Raw genomic sequence first — 16,223 nt, 5'->3', positions numbered from 1 at the left:
AATAAATAATGGAGGGAATTTTGCTTGCCTCTTCGCGGGTAAACCCGCTCCCACAGGTGTCGCGCAATACTTAAAACTTGCGCCATTGCTGCGGGAGCGGGTTTATCCGCGAAGAGGTCATTTCAGGGGTGCCACCAGGCGTCAATCCTCCGCCTGGTCCTCGCCACCTTGGCGGCTCATGCCGTACTTGCGCATCTTCTCGACCAGGGTGGTACGGCGAATACGCAAACGTTCAGCCGCGCGGGCAACGATACCGTTGGCATCGTCCAGCGCCTGCTGGATCAGGCCCTGCTCCAGGCTACCGAGGTAGTCCTTCAGGTCCAGGCCTTCAGGTGGCAGCATCGCAGGGTTGCTGAAGTTTGGCGTGTGGCCGTTGATGGCCACGCGTTCTTCCAGATCGCTGCGCAGGCTGTCGACCATCTGCTCGTCTTCGTCATCGACGTAGCGGAATTTCTTCGGCAGCTCGGACACGCCAATCACGCCGTACGGGTGCATGATCGCCATGCGCTCGACCAGGTTGGCCAGCTCGCGCACGTTGCCCGGCCAGCCGTGCCGGCACAGCGACATGATCGACGCGGAGTTGAAACGGATGGAACCGCGCTTCTCGTGCTCCATGCGCGAAATCAGCTCGTTCATCAGCAACGGGATGTCTTCCACCCGCTCACGCAGCGGCGCCATCTCGATGGGGAACACGTTCAGACGGTAGTACAAGTCTTCGCGGAAGGTGCCGTCCTCGATCATGGTCTCGAGGTTTTTGTGCGTTGCAGCGATGATGCGCACGTCGATGCTTTGGGTCTTGTTGCTACCCACACGCTCGAAGGTACGCTCCTGCAGCACACGCAGCAGCTTGACCTGCATCGGCAACGGCATGTCGCCAATTTCGTCGAGGAACAGCGTACCGCCGTTGGCCAGCTCGAAACGCCCGGCGCGGCTGGTGATCGCCCCGGTAAAGGCACCCTTCTCGTGGCCGAACAGTTCGCTTTCCAGCAGCTCGGCCGGGATCGCGCCACAGTTGACGGGTACAAACGGCGCTTCGCGGCGCTTGGAATGGTAGTGCAGGTTGCGCGCCACCACTTCCTTGCCGGTGCCCGACTCACCCAGGATCAGCACGCTGGCGTCGGTATCGGCCACCTGCTGCATCATCTGCCGCACGTGCTGGATGGCACGGCTGGTGCCGACCAGGCTGCGGAACAGGTTAGGCTCGCGCTGACGGCCGCGCTCGCGCGCCTGGTCGTACATCTCGCGATAGACCTGGGCACGGTGAAGTGAATCCAGCAACTGGCTGTAGCTTGGTGGCATTTCCAGGTTGGAAAGCACCCGGCGGCGAAGGTCTTCCGGGAACTCCGCAGAAGAAATTTCACCTAATAGCAGCACCGGAAGGAACTCATCCCACCCGGCCACTGTCTTAACGAGCCCAAGGAGATTGCCCGGAGCGTCTACGCTGCCGATGAGCACGCACAATATTTCACGGCTCGAAGACAACGACTCGACCGCTTGCTGCCAGTCATGGCTCGAGCAAGCGAGGTTTTCTTCACCGAGGAAATTCAGCACCACCGCCAGATCGCGGCGGCGCGCGCTGTCGTCATCAATCAGCAGAATCTTGGTTTCACGCCACATGCAATAGCAACTTCCCTAGTCATATCGCCGCCCTGCAGGGGCATGCTCGACATCATTCCGACTGAATGGTCAGTGTTCGGACGTCTGGAATTCGAGAACAGACACTAGTAAAGTCAAAAAGGCCCACACAGTCAAATTTATGGCGCCTTTTGTCAAGTTGTGCGCATCTTAACTGAACAGATGGTAAACCTTCGAAGCATTTTTCGCTTGGTTGATCTGCATCATCTCTTCGGCAATTGCCTGGCGTTCCCCGGTTGTCACGTCGATCAGGTTGCGGTAGACCAGCAGCACCCCTTCCAGCTTCTCGCGCAGCAACGCCTGGTCCACCGCGTGGGTTTCCAGCACCTCGTCGATGCAAGCGCGGCACGCCACATCCAGCTTGGCAATGGCTTCCCAGTCACGCTCGCTCAGGGCGCCGACCAGGGCATCACAGGTGTCATCGAGGCGTTGCAGTGCGGTCACGGTAATCTCCTTGCCGTCAGCTGGCAGGCTGGGCGTCGGCAATGCCGTCCCAACCGCTTTTCACGGTAATCAGCAGCTGGGCAACTTCGTCGATAATGCCGGCATCGTTGTCGACATTGGCCTGCATGAGCCGATTAGTCATGTAGACATAGAGCGCGTCGAGTTTCTCGACAGTCTCCGGGTTTTCACTTTTTTCGGGCTGCAGGCCGTCGCGAAGGCCGATGATGATGTCGATCGCCTTGCCGAGCATCAGGCCCTTTTCCGCGATGTCGCCACGCGCCATGGCACCCTTGGCCTGGGCCATGCGATCGAGGCCACCTTCCATCAGCATCTGCACCAGGCGGTGCGGCGTGGCTTCGGAAATCTGGGCATGGGAATTGACCTTCTGGTACTGACGAAGGGCTCTCATGGGATTCATCTTGCGACCTCGTGACGGGCAGGCTTAAGGGAGAGATATTCCTTGTATCGGGCAGGCGGTGAAAAACTTTACCGGCCGACGACATGAAGCCGGGCATCATGCCCGCACTTCATGCAATGTTCACGTTTTAATCGTCACTGCTCGACTTGTTCAGCGCATTAAGGGTACTCAGCACGGAATTCTGCTGCTGGCGCAGCTGGGTGACCAGCGTATCCATGTTGTTGTACTTGTCCTGCAGGCTCTTCTGCAGGGCTTCCATCCGGGTATCCAGGGTGTCCTGCTCGCTCTTGAGCTTGGTCAGGCTTTCACTCAGGACCTTGGAGCGCTCGGCCAAGGTACCGGTACTGGCTTTGGCAAACGGCTCGGTCACCTTTTGCAGGCGCGCCAGCAGGCCATCCTTGCCATTGAAGATGCTGGTCAGGTCCGCCGCATTGGTGGAGGCAACCTTGTCCCATTTCTTGTCATCCAGGCTGAGCGCACCGCCATCCTGGGCAGAAGTGACACCAAAGGCAGCGAGCGATTTCAAGGTGCCGCTGCCCGACACCGCATTGAGCTCCTCACGAATGGAGGACATCAACGTACGCATCGTGGCATCACCGGTCAGCGCCGCAGACGTCATGGTGCCATCAGCGTTTTTGGTGACCTTGGTTTCAGCATTCATGACTTTGAGCAGGGCGTTGTAGGTATCAATGAAACCCTTGAGGCCCGACTTCAACGTAGTAGAGCTGGTAGTCAGCGAAAGTACCGTCGCTGTTACCTCGCCACTTGTCGCGTTTTTAGGCGACGTACCCACCAGCTTGATGTTGAGACCACTCACGGCATCGGTGATGTCGTTGGTCTTGGACTTCATGGCGATACCGTCCAGCGTGTACTCGGCGTCCGCCGGTTCATCGACAACGGTATAGCCAGTATCAATGCCCGAATTGCCCGAAAGGGTGATGTCGGAGTCGTCACCCATTTTGGTCGAGGTGATGATCAGACGCGAACCCGTGGCGTCGGTCAGTACGTTGGCACTCAGGCCTGCCGTACTGAACTGGCTGTTGATGCTATCGCGCACCTGCTGCAGCGTTGCGCCAGCAGGAACACTCAAATCGTAGGCCTTGCCATTCTGAGTCATGGTCAACGTGGTCGGACTGCCAGTGGCGTTGACTACAGAGCCGGCGCCATTTGCGTAGACCTTCGTTGACACCTTCGACGCAGTCGCCAGCTTGTCGACAATCAACTTGAACGAACCGTTGGCAGCCCCGGTACCCATGGTGACGGTGGCAACCTTCTCATCCGAAGACTTCAGGCTAAGGCCACCAAAACTGTTGGTGTCGGTCATGTTGGTCAAGGCGCCGCGGAAGGCATCCAGCGCCGACTGGATCTTGCCGATAGAGGACAACGTGGTGGTTGCCTTCAGCGTTTGGGTATTGATCTGCGCCTGCTTCGGCGCCTTCTGCGCGGCCACCAGGGAATCGACGATCGCCTGGGTATCAATGCCCGAGCCAATACCGCTGACTGTTGTACCTGCCATCATTGCTCTCCTTGTTCAGTAGCTGCCGGATCCTTGGCGGATAAATCCATCAATCGGCCGACAGCAACAAAAATCATGCCAGCCTATGCCTGATCATCGAACAGCAGGCTGCTGGCTTCACTGAGGCTCTGCGCCAATTTCAGCGCAGTTTCCGACGGAAGCTGCCGGATCACCTCACCGGACTGGGTGGCAATTACCTTGACCACAACCCGACCAGTGGAATCATCAATGGAAAAATCCAGCTGACGCTGGCTTGACTGGACGAAATCACGGATCTCGCCAACCGCTTTTTCCAGGTCTTCGCGCGAGTGCGGCTGGTAATCGGGGGCCGCAGCGTCCTGCACCTTGGCAGGCAATGCTGGATCCCGATCCCGATCAGCGACTGGCGCCTGGGGTAACACCGACGGATACACCTGGCTCAGCTTGACACTCATGTCCATGTTTCGAACTCCTCATGTCAAAAAGGGTGAAAGGGCACGTAAACGCGCCCTTTCACCCTTTACTCAGGCGCCTGAATTACTGGAGCAGTTTCAGGACCGAAGATGGCAGCTGGTTAGCCTGCGACAGGATCGCAGTCGAAGCCTGCTGCAGAGTCTGCTGCTTGGTCAGCTCGGCAGTTTCCGAAGCGAAGTCCACGTCCTGCACGGTGGAGCGGGCAGCGGTGGAGTTCTTCTGGATGTTCTGCAGGTTGTCGACGGTGGTTTGCAGACGGTTCTGGGTAGCACCCAGGCCCGAACGGACGCTGTCGATCGAACCGATGGCCTTGTCGATAACGGCCAGAGCGTTCTGGGCGTTGGTGGCCTCGGTGACATCGGTGTCGGCGATGGTGGTCTTGGCCGAAGACTTGGAAGCTGAACCGAACAGGTCAGTAGCGCCAGTACCGGTTGCACCGTTAGCCACCGAGTAACCTTTGGCAGAGTCCAGAGAAATCTGGCCAGTAACGGTCGATTTGTCGTTAACGGTAGCGGAAAGCGTGGTCAGAGTACCTGGGAAATCACCGTTGCCGTCGCGTGCACCCACCGAGATGGCGTCTGCGCCGGCCTTGGAGGTGAAGGCCAGGTTCTCGCCAGTGTCCGACTTCACCGACAGGCTCTTGGTCGATTCGTCGTAGTTAACGCTGATACCCAGCTTGGCGGCGTTGGACTTCAGCTGATCAGCCAGGCTTGCGGTGTCAGTAACACCGATGAAGCTGACGGTGCTACCGCCTACAGTCAGGTCAAAGTTGGCTGGAGTAGCTGCAGCGCCACTGGCAACAGCCAGTTTGACTTCGGTGCTGGCAGTAGCAGTCAGGCCACCGATGGAGCCATTGAGTTTGGCAGCGATGTCTTTGGCCGAGGAGCCCGCATCATAGCTGACGGTTTTGCTCTGACCGTTGCCAGTGACAACCAGATCAGCTGCGGCCACACCGCTGGCGCTAGGCGCGATAGTGCCCGACTTGATCTGCTGCGAGCCGATGCTCTTGGCCGAAACGTTGTCCAGCGCCAGGTTGATGGTTTCGTTGGCGTTGGCGCCGACCTGGATGGCCTTGGTGCCGTACGAACCGTCCAGCAGCTTCTGGCCACCGAAGGTGGTGGTTTCCGAGATACGGTTCAGCTCAGCGGTCAGAGCCTGGTATTCGTCGTTGTTCGACTTACGGTCGTCGTTGCTCAGCGAGCCAGTAGCCGAGGACAGGGCCAGGGTACGCATTTTCTGCAGGATGTCGGTCGAAGCCTGCATTGCACCTTCAGCGGTCTGAGCGATCGAGATACCGTCGTTGGCGTTCTTCACAGCCTGGCCCAGGCCATTGATCTGGCTGGTCAGACGGTTGGCGATCTGCAGGCCGGCAGCGTCGTCTTTAGCGCTGTTGATACGCAGACCCGAGGACAGACGCTGCATCGAAGTGGTCTGAGCGTTGCTAGCCTTGGTCAGGTTGCCCTGGGTGGTGATCGACGCAATGTTGGTGTTTACAGTTAAAGCCATGACGAAATCCTCGTTGGATGGGTACTGCGGCTTCCGGCCTTGGCAACCGCCGGACTGGCCTAGAGAACCTTCGTAATAGTTATCGTCGGGTGCGCGGGATGCTTGAGGGGTTTTTCGAAAAAAAAATGCTGGCATGGGGCCAGCCCCGAGAAATCAAGGGGTTAAGGGCAGTTTATTGGCGTCAAAAACCACTCCAAATCCAGCTTAATTTCACCAGCCAGCCACTCCATCTGTGGGAGCGGGCGCGCCCGCGAACACCGGCAAAGCCGGTGCCATCCACTGAGTCGCCTTCTTCGCGGGCATGCCCGCTCCCACAGAAAGCGGCGCCAAGCCACAGAATTTTGCAGGCAAAAAAAAAGCGCCGGGCGGGGGCCGCCGGGCGCTTTTGGGGACTGCTGGGGGATCAGTCGCGGTACAGGATGGCCGAGCCCCACGACAGGCCCACGCCAAAGCCGCTGATCGCCACACGCTTCCAGCTGCCGTCGAGCATGTGCTTCTGCAGCAGCAGCGGCACACTGGAGGACACGGTATTGCCGGTTTCCAGCATGTCCTTCACGAACTTCTCCGGGTGCTGCTCTTCAAAGCGCCGGGCCACGGCGTCGACAATCGCCGCACTGCCCTGGTGGATGCAGAAGGCGTCGATATCGGACGAGGTCAGGCCGCTGGCATCCAGCAGCTCGTGCAGGTGCGCCGGCACCTTGACCAGGGCGAAGTTGAACACTTGGCGGCCGTTCATGAAGAACTTGCCGTCAGTGACTTTGAGGTGCTCGGCACCGGAGCCGTCAGTGCCAAAGCGCGCCTGGCCCAGGTTCCATACCGCGTCTTCACCCATCCAGGTGGCTGTGGCGGCATCGCCGAACAGCATGGTGGTGTTGCGGTCTTCCGGGTCGACGATCTTCGAATACGGGTCGGCCGTGATCAGCAGGCCGTTTTTCAGCCCTGCCGCTTCCATGAAGCCTTTGATCGCGTACAGGCCATACACATAGCCGGAGCAACCCAGCGACACGTCGAACGCCGCCACGCGGGTCGACAGGCCGAGCTTGCTCTGGACGATGGCGGCGGTGTGCGGCAGGCCTTCTTCATCACCGTTCTGGGTGACCACGATCAGCGCATCGATCGACTGCGGATCAAGGTCAGGGTTGCTGGCAAACAGGGCCCGGGCGGCTTCTACGCACAGGTCGGAAGTTTCCTGCTCTTCGGCCTTGCGCGGCAGGAACGACGCGCCGATCTTGCCGAACATGAACTCTTCGTCCTTGCCGAACTTCGCACCCTGGACGTAGTTGTCCAAGCCAGCGGTAGGCACGTAACTCGCAATGCTTTTGATGCCAATCATTCTGGCTTCCCAATGAAAACAGCCAAAGACCACCACTCGATGAATTGAGGGCGCCAAATACCGGGGCGCGTCACCGCCAGAGGTTGAAGGCAGGGCTCACCTGCGCACCGGTAACAAAATGCTGCAACAGCTGCTGCATAGAATACAGGGAAGATGATCGTTTTGACTCATTGGTCACATTGAAATGCTACGAAAGCCGTGCCGAGGGTGTGAGAAACCGGAATTTTCGCGGGCATGAAAAAGCCGGGGCCGCTTTGCGCCCCGGTTTCAGCAAGACAGATCAGAGCTTGTTGAACAGGCTCAGCTGCGAAATGCGCGAGAAGGCCAGCTGCGAGGCCTCCAGCATGGCCTGCTGCAAGGTCAGGGTGATGGCCGCCTGCGACATGTCGGTGTTGCCGATGGCGTTCTGGGTGGTCTTGTTGGCCAGGCCCAAGCTGGTGTTCTCCTGGCGCTGGATCTCCAGCGAATTGCCCCGGGCGCCGATCGAACCACGAGTGATATCGACCTGCTCACGGGCACTGGCGAGGTTGGCGATCGCCGAGGCCGCCGCATCCTTCAGCGCATTGGCCTGGCCTACACCCGTTACCGGCGTATCCAGCGCAGCACGCAACTGGCTGAGGGTTTCCAGCACATTCTGGTTCTGGTGCGTATTGGCGGTAACCGCGAACTGGTCACCCGCCTCCGGCGAACCGCTCACCTGATACGTGACACCCGCCACCGTCAGGGCTGGTGCGGTGTAGGTACCCGTGGCTACTGCCTTGCTGTCAGCCGTCAGCGGCTGGGCGTAGAGCTCGTAGGCGCCAGGCCCGGTGAACTTGATCACAGCCCCATTGCTGGGGAAGGTGCTGCGATAAGCCGCTTCGTCGGTCACGCTGCCGCTGGTGACCTGGGCGCTGGAGGTGTTGCTGGCGTTGCGGGTGGTGTTGAACGAGTCCGGGCGCGCCGCCAGGGAAAACTCGCGCCCTGCCACCGCGGCGTCGGCATCGGCGCCCTCCTCCACGGTAACGGTGATTTCAAACTCGACGCCACGCAGGGCAATGCTGTTGGCGCCTTCGGTCTTGCTGTCGAAGGTACCGTTGGTGGCGGTTTCAGAGGTGATGTCCCTGCCACTTGCATCGGTGATGGTGTACTGGGTCGCGCTGGTGAAGGTCAGCTTGTACGGCTGGCCGGCAGTAAAGCTGTTGTTGTAGCTGGTACTCGAGGTCATCAGGCCAGACGATACCCCGACCACGCCATCGTCAGTGGCGGGCACCACCAGGGTCGACTGCGTGCGGCTCTTGTTGCTGGCGGAATCGAAGATGGTGAAGCCGGTGTCGTTGGTGGCCAGATTCAGGGTGTCGGACACCTGCAGACTCAGCTGGGTCTGGTCACCGTTGTAGCTGTAGGTGCCGTCGGAGTTGCGCACATAGGGTGGCGTGGTGCTCTTGGAGCCGCCGAACATGTAGTCGCCGTTGGCATCGCGCGAGTTGAGCAGGCCGAAGATGTTCGCCTCGATCTCTTTCAGCTCGGTACTGATGGCCACACGGTCAGAGTCGGTAACCCCTGGGCCGCCAGCACGGATCGCCAGCTCGCTGGCGCGCTGCATGGCGTCGTTGATGGTGGAGAGTACGCTCTCCTCCTGCAGCAGGGCGTTGCTCACCGTGTTGATGTTGCCGCTGTACTGGTCCAGCAGCGACTGCTGCTGTTGCAGCAGCAGCAGACGCGCCGCGCCGACCGGGTCATCGGCCGCGGTCTGGATGCGAATACCCGACGTGACCTGATCGTTGGTCTTGTTCATGGTGGAGAAGTTCTTGGAGTAGCTACTGGCGCTGGCCTCATAGAACTGAGCAGTGGAAATACGCACGAGAGTCTACTCCTTACAAGGCATTGATCAGGGTGCTGAAGGTTTCTTGCGCCGCCTTGATGATTTGCGACGAAGCCGTGTAGTAGTGCTGGAATTTCACCAGGCTGGCCGCCTCGTCATCGAGGTTGACGCCAGATACCGCGCTGCGGCTTTCGCTGGCGGACTTGAGTACCGCCTCGGTCGCCGTGGTGTCGATGGTCGCCTGGTTGGCTTTGGCACCCACTCGCTCGACCAGCGATGCATAGGCCGACGTGAAGCTGGTGCCACCGCCGGAACCGGTGTTCACCGTCGACTTGGTCTGCAGGCCCAGCAGCGCCGTGGCGTTGCGGTTGTCGGCCTTGCCGTCGGCATTGAACGACAGGGTAAAGCTGTCATTGGCCGCCGGGCTGCCGCCGATGGTGGTCTCGACGCTGAACGTGCGCGGGTTGCCGCTGCCATCGAGAATCGGCTGCCCGGCAGCATCCAGCATTGGCACAGCCACCGACAGCTTGTTGTCGGTACCCGGGACCACGCTGCCGGTGCCGATCTGGGTGCCCTTGGCATCGAACAGCTTGTAGCCTTGGGAGCCACCACTGGCGGCGTCGAACACTACGCGCACCGGCATCGAGTCGCGAATCGACTGCTGGATCAGTGCGGTATCGGCACCGCCATAAATATCCAGCGATTCGCCCAGCGTGGGCTGGGTGATGGTGCCGGTACCGCTGTTGCCACTGCCTGCCGCCGCACTGATCGGCCCGGCGAAGGCCAGCTTGTTGGCATCAGTCAGGGTGGTGGTGATGCTGCCGGCTGCCGCACGGGTAGGGATCACCTTGAAACTGTCGCCGGCCGCCAGGCCACCGCCTTTCAGCGACAGGCTGAAGCCGTCGATCACCGGCGCCGGGTCGGTGCTGAGGTCGAAGCTGCCCATGTCGGTGCCGTCGGAGCGGCGCACGCTGTACTGGTTGGCGCTGGTGAACTTCACCTCGTAGTCGTAGGTGGTCAGCGCACCACTGTTGGCGATGGTCACGTCCAGGTTGCCGGAGCCGGTGCTGTTGTTCGACGAAGCCAGGCTGCGCTGGGCAACGGCAGTGGCGCTGTTGATGCTGGAGAACAGCGAGCTGCCAAACTGGCCATTGGCATCCAGGCCCTGCCCCAGCTGGCTGTTGATGCTGTCCGACACCACCAGGGCAACACGGCCCAGCTCGTTCATGGACGGTATCAGCACGTCCTGGCGGTAACGCACCAGGCCGCCGATCGCGCCACCGGTCACCACCGAGGTCACGTCGGAGCTGAACGACTCATAGTTGATGCGCAGGCTGGCCTGGCTCTTGTCGGCAGTACCAGGCTGCACCGACAAGGTGTTGGCCTTGTTGCCGGTAACCAGCGACTGGCCGCTGCCCAGGTACACGTCGTAGTTGCCGTCACGTTCCTGTACGGTCACGCCGACCAGCTCGTTGAGCTGGCGCACTGCTTCGCTGCGCGCATCCAGCAGGCTGTTGGGCGTGTTGCCGGTGCCCGAGGCCGCCGCGATCTGCTTGTTGTACTCGGCGATGCTGGCGGTGAGCTTGTTGACCTGGCCAGCCATGGTGTCGAGCTGGGAGTTGATCGTTTCGTTCTGCTGGGTCAGCTGAGTGCTCACCGCGTTGAAACGGTTGCTCAGGGTTTGCGCCTGGGTCAGCAACAGCTGCCGGGAGGCAACGTCACCGGGCTTGGCCGCCGCCGTCTGCAGGGCCGAGAAGAACGCTGTAAGGACCGAGCTGATACCGGTATCGCGGTCGGCCAGCAGCTTGTCGATGCTGGTGATCTGGTCCTGGAAGGCAACCGAGTCGGCCTGCAGCGAGGTAGCGGTCTGCAGCTGGTTGTCCAGGTAGGAGCTGTAGATGCGGCGCACGTCCGCCAGCGTGGTACCGGTACCCAGGAACCCCGCGCCGATGTTGTGCGAGGGCCCCGCCGCCTGAACCGTCTGCTGGCGCGAGTAGCCACTGGTCGCGGCGTTGGCGATGTTGTTACTGGTTACCGACAAGGCCGCCTGGCTGGCACTCAGGCCACTCAGGCCGATGGAAATCAGGCTCGACATGATTTAGTCCTTTTATAGATTCGTGGTTCTGCCAGCCATGGCGTATTGCGGGGTTGACTGCATTTGCTGGGCGATGCTGATGATCTTCTTCGCATAGCCCGGGTCGGTCGCATAACCTGCCTTCTGCAGCTCTCTTGCAAACTGCTCAGGGTTATCGGCCGAGTCCAGCGCATCTTGATAGCGAGAATTGCCCTGCAGCAGGTTCACCAGGTCGTGGAAGCTGTCCTGGTACGAGTCATAGCTGCGGAACGCTGCGGTTTCCTTGACGAACTGGCCATCGCGGAACTCGCTGGTGATCGCCCGTGCCTGCTCACCCTGCCAGTTGCCGGTGGCCTTGATGCCGAACAGGTTGTGGCTGCTGCTGCCATCGGTATTGCGCATCACCGATTTGCCCCAGCCGGTTTCCAGCGCGGCCTGGGCCACCAGGTAGCGTGGGTCGATACCAATGCGCTTGGCCGCTTGCTCGGCCATCGGCAGCATGGTGGCGACGAATTCGTCACTGTCGGTAAAGGCCTTGTTCGGCGCCAGCGGCGGCTGGGCCACGGCGCGGCCGACAATGCGCAGGCCGTTATCCGGCACAGCGAAGGCTTTGGCCACTTGCTGGCCGTCACGGGCCGGCACAGCGGCGTTATTGGCCGTGGCGGCCGACGGCACGATGCCAGCCAGCAGGCGGTCGGTAAGCTTGCTCGGCAAGGCCAGGCGCCGCGAGTTGAGCGCAGCGACGTCGTTGCGGGTAGCGGTCGATTCCGTCGCATGCACCGGCTCCGCCACCCTGTTGCCCCACAGCGCCGGGCCACTGCCGTCGGCACGCGGGAACGGGCTGGTGTTGATCGACGCACTGCGGCCCTTGGTCAGCTGGCGCACCAGCACATCCTGCAGACCGATACCACCACCTTCGCGGGACATGCTCACGGCCAGCTGCTGGTCGTACATGTCGCGGTACTGCTTGACCGTTTCGGTGTGCATCGGGTTGTCATCAGCCAGCACGTCGCTGGCCTTGCGCGAGGCCTTGAGCATTTCGCTGATGAACAGCGACTCGAACTCCTGGGCCACCTTGCGCACGTTGGCTTCGCTGTCGCGGTCACCGTGCTTGAGCGCACTCAGGCGGTTGAGGTCGGTGTAGGCGCCGCTGTCGGCACTGCCGGAAACCTGGCTTTTGATGTTCATCCGCGCCGTCCTCAGATCACGATCAGGTCGGCCTGCAAGGCGCCGGCCTGTTTCAGGGCTTCGAGAATGGCCATCAGGTCGCCGGGCGCTGCGCCCACCTGGTTCACCGCGCGGACGATCTCATCCAGCGTGGTGCCCGGGCCGAACTTGAACATCGGCTTGGCTTCCTGCTCGGCGTTTACCCGCGAGCGCGGCACCACGGCCGTCTGGCCATTGGAGAAGGCCCCCGGCTGGCTGACGATCGGGTCTTCGGTAATGGTCACGGTCAGGCTGCCGTGGGTCACCGCTGCCGGCGACACCTTGACGTTCTGGCCGATGACGATGGTACCGGTACGCGAGTTGATGATGACCTTGGCCACCGCCTGGCCCGGGTCGATCTCGAGGTTTTCCAGGATCGACAGGTAATCCACGCGCTGGCTGGGGTCCATCGGCGCACTGACCCGCACCGAACCACCGTCCACAGCCTGGGCCACACCCGGGCCGAGCAGGTCGTTGACCTTGTCAACGATGCGCTTGGCGGTGGTGAAGTCGGGGCGGTTGAGGTTCAGGGTCAAGGTGTTGCCTTGATTGAAGCCGCTCGGCACTGCCCGCTCGACACTGGCACCCCCGGGGATGCGACCGGCCGACGGAACGTTGACGGTGATCTTCGAGCCGTCACGGCCTTCGGCGTCAAAGCCCCCCACCACCAGATTGCCCTGGGCGATGGCGTAGACGTTGCCGTCGATACCCTTGAGCGGGGTCATCAGCAGGCTGCCGCCACGCAGGCTCTTGGAGTTACCGATCGACGACACGGTAATGTCCACCACCTGGCCGGGCTTGGCGAACGCCGGCAGGTCGGCATGCACCGACACTGCCGCGACGTTCTTCAGTTGCACGTTGCCGGAGCCGGCCGGCACCTTGATGCCGAACTGCGACAGCATGTTGTTGAAGGTTTGCAGGGTGAACGGCGTCTGGGTGGTCTGGTCACCCGTGCCGTTCAGCCCCACCACCAGGCCGTAACCGATCAACTGGTTGGAACGCACGCCAGAAATGCTGGCGATGTCCTTCAGGCGCTCTGCGTGCGCACCGAAGGCACAGGACAGGAGCAGGGTTGCGGCAATCAGCTGCCTCACGTTGAACATGGTCATCCGTACTCAGAAAGGCCAAAGCGGGCTGATGAAGAAGCGGTCCAGCCACCCGGGCTGGCTGGCATCGGCGAACGAGCCGGTACCGGAATAGGTGATGCGCGCGTCGGCCACACGGGTGGACGGCACGGTATTGTCGGTGGCGATGTCGTCGGCGCGGATCATGCCGGCAATGCGCACCAGCTCTTCGCCGGTGTTCAGGGTCAGCCACTTCTCGCCGCGCACGGCGATGATGCCGTTGGGCAGCACTTCGGCCACGGTCACGGTAATCGAACCGGTCAGGGTGTTGCCCTGGGTGGCCTTGCTGTCGCCCTTGGTGGCGCGTTCGCCGTTGTAGCCGGCCTCCAGCGACAGGTCACCGCCACCGAACGGGTTATTGGTGTTCGGTGTGCTGCCGAACAGCGAGGTCAGGCCGATGTCGGCCTTGCTGTTCTTCTGGATCTGCGAACCTGCGTTCTTGCTGGCCGACGTTTTCTCGTTGAGGGTGATGGTGATGATGTCACCCACCCGGAACGCCTTGCGGTCGCTGTACAGGTTCTGCTCGAAACCGGCCTGGTAGATGGAACCGTTGTTGGCCGCTGCCGGCAACGGGGTGCGCGGCAGTACCGGCGCGTAGTACGGGTCGTTGGGCTTGGGCGTCGGGCCGACGCAACCTGCCAGCAACACCGCCCCCCCCAGGGCGAACACGGACAACAGACGATTCATGGTGCATACCTCACGGGTGTAACGAAGCGACAGGGCTTAGAGCTGTTGGGTCACGAACGACAGCATCTGGTCGGCGGTGGAGATGACCTTGGAGTTCATCTCGTAGGCGCGCTGGGTGGTGATCATGTTCACCAGCTCTTCCACGGTGCTGACGTTGGAGTTTTCCAGGGTCTGCTGCTGGGTGGTACCGAAACCGTTCAGGCCCGGGGTGCCCACTTGCGGCGCGCCACTGGCGGCAGTTTCCAGGAACAGGTTGTCGCCGATGGCCTGCAGGCCAGCCGGGTTGATGAAGTCGGCAGTCTGGATGTTGCCGATCACCTGCGCCGCAGGGTTGCCGGCCGTGGTGATCGACACGGTGCCGTCCTGGCCGACGGTGAAGGTTTGCGCGTCGTTCGGCACGACAACGGCAGGCTCCAGGGCGTAACCGTTGGCGGTGACGATCTGGCCGTCGGAGTTCAGGTGGAAGGTGCCGTCACGGGTGTACGACACCGTGCCATCCGGCTGCAGGATCTGGAAGAAACCACGGCCGTTGACGGCCATGTCCAGCGGGTTTTCGGTGGTCTGCAGGCTGCCGGCGACGAAGCTCTTCTGGGTGCCGACAATGCGCACACCGGTACCGACCTGCAGGCCCGAAGGCAGCTCGCTGTCCTGGGTGGACTGGGCGCCGGGCTGGCGGCGGATCTGGTACAGCAGGTCAGCGAACTCGGCACGGTCACGCTTGAAGCCGGTGGTGGAGACGTTGGCCAGGTTGTTGGAAATGACCGTCAGGTTGGTGTCCTGGGCGGACAGGCCGGTTTTAGCGACCCAAAGAGCCGGAAGCATGTAGTTTCTCCTCGTGCGCCTGTTTTACGGCACCCGTTCAAAAGTGATTAGCCGATTTGCAAAACCCGAGCCATGGCTTCGTCGCCTTCCTTGGCCGTGTTCATCATCTTGACGTGCAGTTCGAACTGGCGGGACAGCGCCAGCACCGAGGTCATTTCCTCGACAGCGTTGACGTTGCTGCCTTCCAGGAAGCCCGCCACCACCCGCACGTTGACGTCGGCGTCGGCCGGCTGGCCAGAGGTGGTGTGGATCAGACCGTCCAGGCCTTTGGTCAGGCCTTTGGTGTCCGGGTTGACCAGCTTTATGCGGTCGACCTCGGCCATCACCCGCGGGTCTTCACCCATGGAGCGAATGCTGAGGGTGCCGTCGGCGCCGACCTCAACCTTCTGCTCCGGCGGGATGGCAATAGGGCCACCGTTGCCGATCACCGGCATGCCGTTGCCGGCACGCAGCACGCCGAGGGCGTCGATGTTCAGGCTGCCGGTACGCACGTAGGCTTCACTGCCGTCCGGTGCCTGCACAGCGATGAAGCCCTTGCCGGTCACGGCAACATCCAGGTCACGACCCGTCTCGACCAACGGGCCTTCGCTGAAGTCGGTGGCCGGGCGCTCGGTCATGGCAAAGGCGCGCGCCGGAAAGCTGTCGCCGAACACCGGCATCGAACGCGCCTGTTCCAGGTCACGCTGAAAGCCGTTGGTGGAAATGTTCGCCAGGTTGTTGGCGTGGGCCTTTTGCGCCAGCGCGTTCTGGCTGGCGCCGGTCATGGCCACATAAAGCAACTTGTCCACAGTATCTCCTCTGCGCGTCGCTGCCGCGCTGTCACTGGGCAGGTTCGAAGCAATAATCGAACCAAGTCTGAAACCGCCTGTTTACGGGGGTTTCAGCGCGGCAAGGGGCAACAAACGTCAGTTTGTCGGCGGATGTTTGCCGCCTGCGGCAAGGGCTTGTCAGAAGGTGCGGCACGCGGCGTTGTTGTAGGGGCCGGAATGGCGGACCCAACCCTCCCCCGGATTGCTGGCCGAGCACAGGTAGCGGCCGGTGGCCAGGCTTTGCCATTGGTAGAACGGGGCGGGAGCGGCCGAGAGCGGCAAGGCCATGGCCAGGAGGGCGGTAAGCATTAGCCGTTTCATGGGTGTGAACCTTGAAGAACCTGGGGCCGCTTTGCGGCCCATCGCCGGCAAGCCAGCTCCCACAGGGAATT

The 16,223-nt window shown here is 61.5% G+C and carries 15 protein-coding genes; all 15 read right to left on the bottom strand.

Annotated elements, in window-relative coordinates; translation table 11 throughout:
* Positions 1–141: 141 nt before the first annotated feature.
* Entirely contained in the window at positions 142–1,617 is a 1,476-nt protein-coding gene (fleQ, locus tag SB756_RS00205) for a transcriptional regulator FleQ (RefSeq protein ID WP_016498533.1), read from the bottom strand.
* Between the two features lie 168 nt (positions 1,618–1,785).
* Positions 1,786–2,079: a hypothetical protein gene (locus SB756_RS00200; RefSeq protein WP_026034449.1), complete on the bottom strand. Its 294-nt coding sequence runs from the start codon at positions 2,077–2,079 to the stop codon at positions 1,786–1,788.
* A 16-nt stretch (positions 2,080–2,095) separates the two neighbouring features.
* A complete protein-coding gene (gene fliS, locus SB756_RS00195) occupies positions 2,096–2,497 on the bottom strand; it encodes a flagellar export chaperone FliS (protein ID WP_016498531.1) in 402 nt (133 codons plus the stop codon).
* Positions 2,498–2,624: 127 nt separating this feature from the next.
* Positions 2,625–4,013, bottom strand: coding sequence for a flagellar filament capping protein FliD (gene fliD / locus SB756_RS00190; protein WP_341796441.1), 1,389 nt, complete (start codon positions 4,011–4,013; stop codon positions 2,625–2,627).
* An 83-nt stretch (positions 4,014–4,096) separates the two neighbouring features.
* The gene (locus tag SB756_RS00185; RefSeq protein ID WP_410909956.1) at positions 4,097–4,453 is read right to left on the bottom strand and encodes a flagellar protein FlaG; all 357 of its coding nucleotides are present in this window, start codon (positions 4,451–4,453) and stop codon (positions 4,097–4,099) included.
* 76 nt (positions 4,454–4,529) lie between these two features.
* Complete coding sequence (locus tag SB756_RS00180; RefSeq protein WP_410909955.1) at positions 4,530–5,972, bottom strand: flagellin; 1,443 nt, start codon at positions 5,970–5,972, stop codon at positions 4,530–4,532.
* Between the two features lie 403 nt (positions 5,973–6,375).
* Positions 6,376–7,305: a ketoacyl-ACP synthase III gene (locus SB756_RS00175; RefSeq protein WP_043197112.1), complete on the bottom strand. Its 930-nt coding sequence runs from the start codon at positions 7,303–7,305 to the stop codon at positions 6,376–6,378.
* Positions 7,306–7,585: 280 nt separating this feature from the next.
* Positions 7,586–9,148, bottom strand: a complete 1,563-nt coding sequence (locus SB756_RS00170) for a flagellar hook-associated protein 3 (RefSeq protein WP_341796444.1) — start codon at positions 9,146–9,148, stop codon at positions 7,586–7,588.
* A gap of 13 nt (positions 9,149–9,161) precedes the next feature.
* Complete coding sequence (gene flgK, locus SB756_RS00165) at positions 9,162–11,204, bottom strand: flagellar hook-associated protein FlgK (protein ID WP_410909954.1); 2,043 nt, start codon at positions 11,202–11,204, stop codon at positions 9,162–9,164.
* Positions 11,205–11,216: 12 nt separating this feature from the next.
* Positions 11,217–12,371: a flagellar assembly peptidoglycan hydrolase FlgJ gene (gene flgJ, locus SB756_RS00160; RefSeq protein ID WP_410909953.1), complete on the bottom strand. Its 1,155-nt coding sequence runs from the start codon at positions 12,369–12,371 to the stop codon at positions 11,217–11,219.
* Positions 12,372–12,382: 11 nt separating this feature from the next.
* Positions 12,383–13,492, bottom strand: coding sequence for a flagellar basal body P-ring protein FlgI (locus SB756_RS00155; protein WP_041167972.1), 1,110 nt, complete (start codon positions 13,490–13,492; stop codon positions 12,383–12,385).
* 12 nt (positions 13,493–13,504) lie between these two features.
* Entirely contained in the window at positions 13,505–14,200 is a 696-nt protein-coding gene (flgH, locus tag SB756_RS00150) for a flagellar basal body L-ring protein FlgH (RefSeq protein WP_016488460.1), read from the bottom strand.
* Positions 14,201–14,236: 36 nt separating this feature from the next.
* Positions 14,237–15,022 carry a flagellar basal-body rod protein FlgG gene (gene flgG / locus SB756_RS00145; protein WP_016498523.1) on the bottom strand — a complete coding sequence of 262 codons (786 nt, stop codon included), beginning with the start codon at positions 15,020–15,022 and terminating at the stop codon, positions 14,237–14,239.
* Positions 15,023–15,069: 47 nt separating this feature from the next.
* Positions 15,070–15,810, bottom strand: coding sequence for a flagellar basal body rod protein FlgF (locus tag SB756_RS00140; protein ID WP_019471397.1), 741 nt, complete (start codon positions 15,808–15,810; stop codon positions 15,070–15,072).
* Positions 15,811–15,969: 159 nt separating this feature from the next.
* Positions 15,970–16,152: a hypothetical protein gene (locus SB756_RS00135; protein ID WP_016498521.1), complete on the bottom strand. Its 183-nt coding sequence runs from the start codon at positions 16,150–16,152 to the stop codon at positions 15,970–15,972.
* Positions 16,153–16,223: the final 71 nt, after the last annotated feature.

Origin of the sequence: Pseudomonas sp. SIMBA_068 (assembly GCF_046534705.1) — a bacterium.
Classification (GTDB): Bacteria; Pseudomonadota; Gammaproteobacteria; order Pseudomonadales; family Pseudomonadaceae; genus Aquipseudomonas; species Aquipseudomonas putida.
Note: the sequence above shows the minus strand (reverse complement) of the source record. Positions and strands in the feature narration are given on the sequence as shown.

Excerpts from the sequence above, each read along its gene's own strand:
- fliD (WP_341796441.1), bottom strand. The coding sequence starts at position 4,013 with ATGGCAGGTACAACAGTCAGCGGTATTGGCTCGGGCATTGATACCCAG.
- SB756_RS00185 (WP_410909956.1), bottom strand. The coding sequence starts at position 4,453 with ATGGACATGAGTGTCAAGCTGAGCCAGGTGTATCCGTCGGTGTTACCC.
- flgH (WP_016488460.1), bottom strand. The coding sequence starts at position 14,200 with ATGAATCGTCTGTTGTCCGTGTTCGCCCTGGGGGGGGCGGTGTTGCTG.
- SB756_RS00175 (WP_043197112.1), bottom strand. The coding sequence starts at position 7,305 with ATGATTGGCATCAAAAGCATTGCGAGTTACGTGCCTACCGCTGGCTTG.
- SB756_RS00135 (WP_016498521.1), bottom strand. The coding sequence starts at position 16,152 with ATGAAACGGCTAATGCTTACCGCCCTCCTGGCCATGGCCTTGCCGCTC.
- flgG (WP_016498523.1), bottom strand. The coding sequence starts at position 15,022 with ATGCTTCCGGCTCTTTGGGTCGCTAAAACCGGCCTGTCCGCCCAGGAC.
- fleQ (WP_016498533.1), bottom strand. The coding sequence starts at position 1,617 with ATGTGGCGTGAAACCAAGATTCTGCTGATTGATGACGACAGCGCGCGC.
- SB756_RS00155 (WP_041167972.1), bottom strand. The coding sequence starts at position 13,492 with ATGTTCAACGTGAGGCAGCTGATTGCCGCAACCCTGCTCCTGTCCTGT.
- fliS (WP_016498531.1), bottom strand. The coding sequence starts at position 2,497 with ATGAATCCCATGAGAGCCCTTCGTCAGTACCAGAAGGTCAATTCCCAT.
- SB756_RS00180 (WP_410909955.1), bottom strand. The coding sequence starts at position 5,972 with ATGGCTTTAACTGTAAACACCAACATTGCGTCGATCACCACCCAGGGC.
- flgJ (WP_410909953.1), bottom strand. The coding sequence starts at position 12,371 with ATGAACATCAAAAGCCAGGTTTCCGGCAGTGCCGACAGCGGCGCCTAC.
- flgK (WP_410909954.1), bottom strand. The coding sequence starts at position 11,204 with ATGTCGAGCCTGATTTCCATCGGCCTGAGTGGCCTGAGTGCCAGCCAG.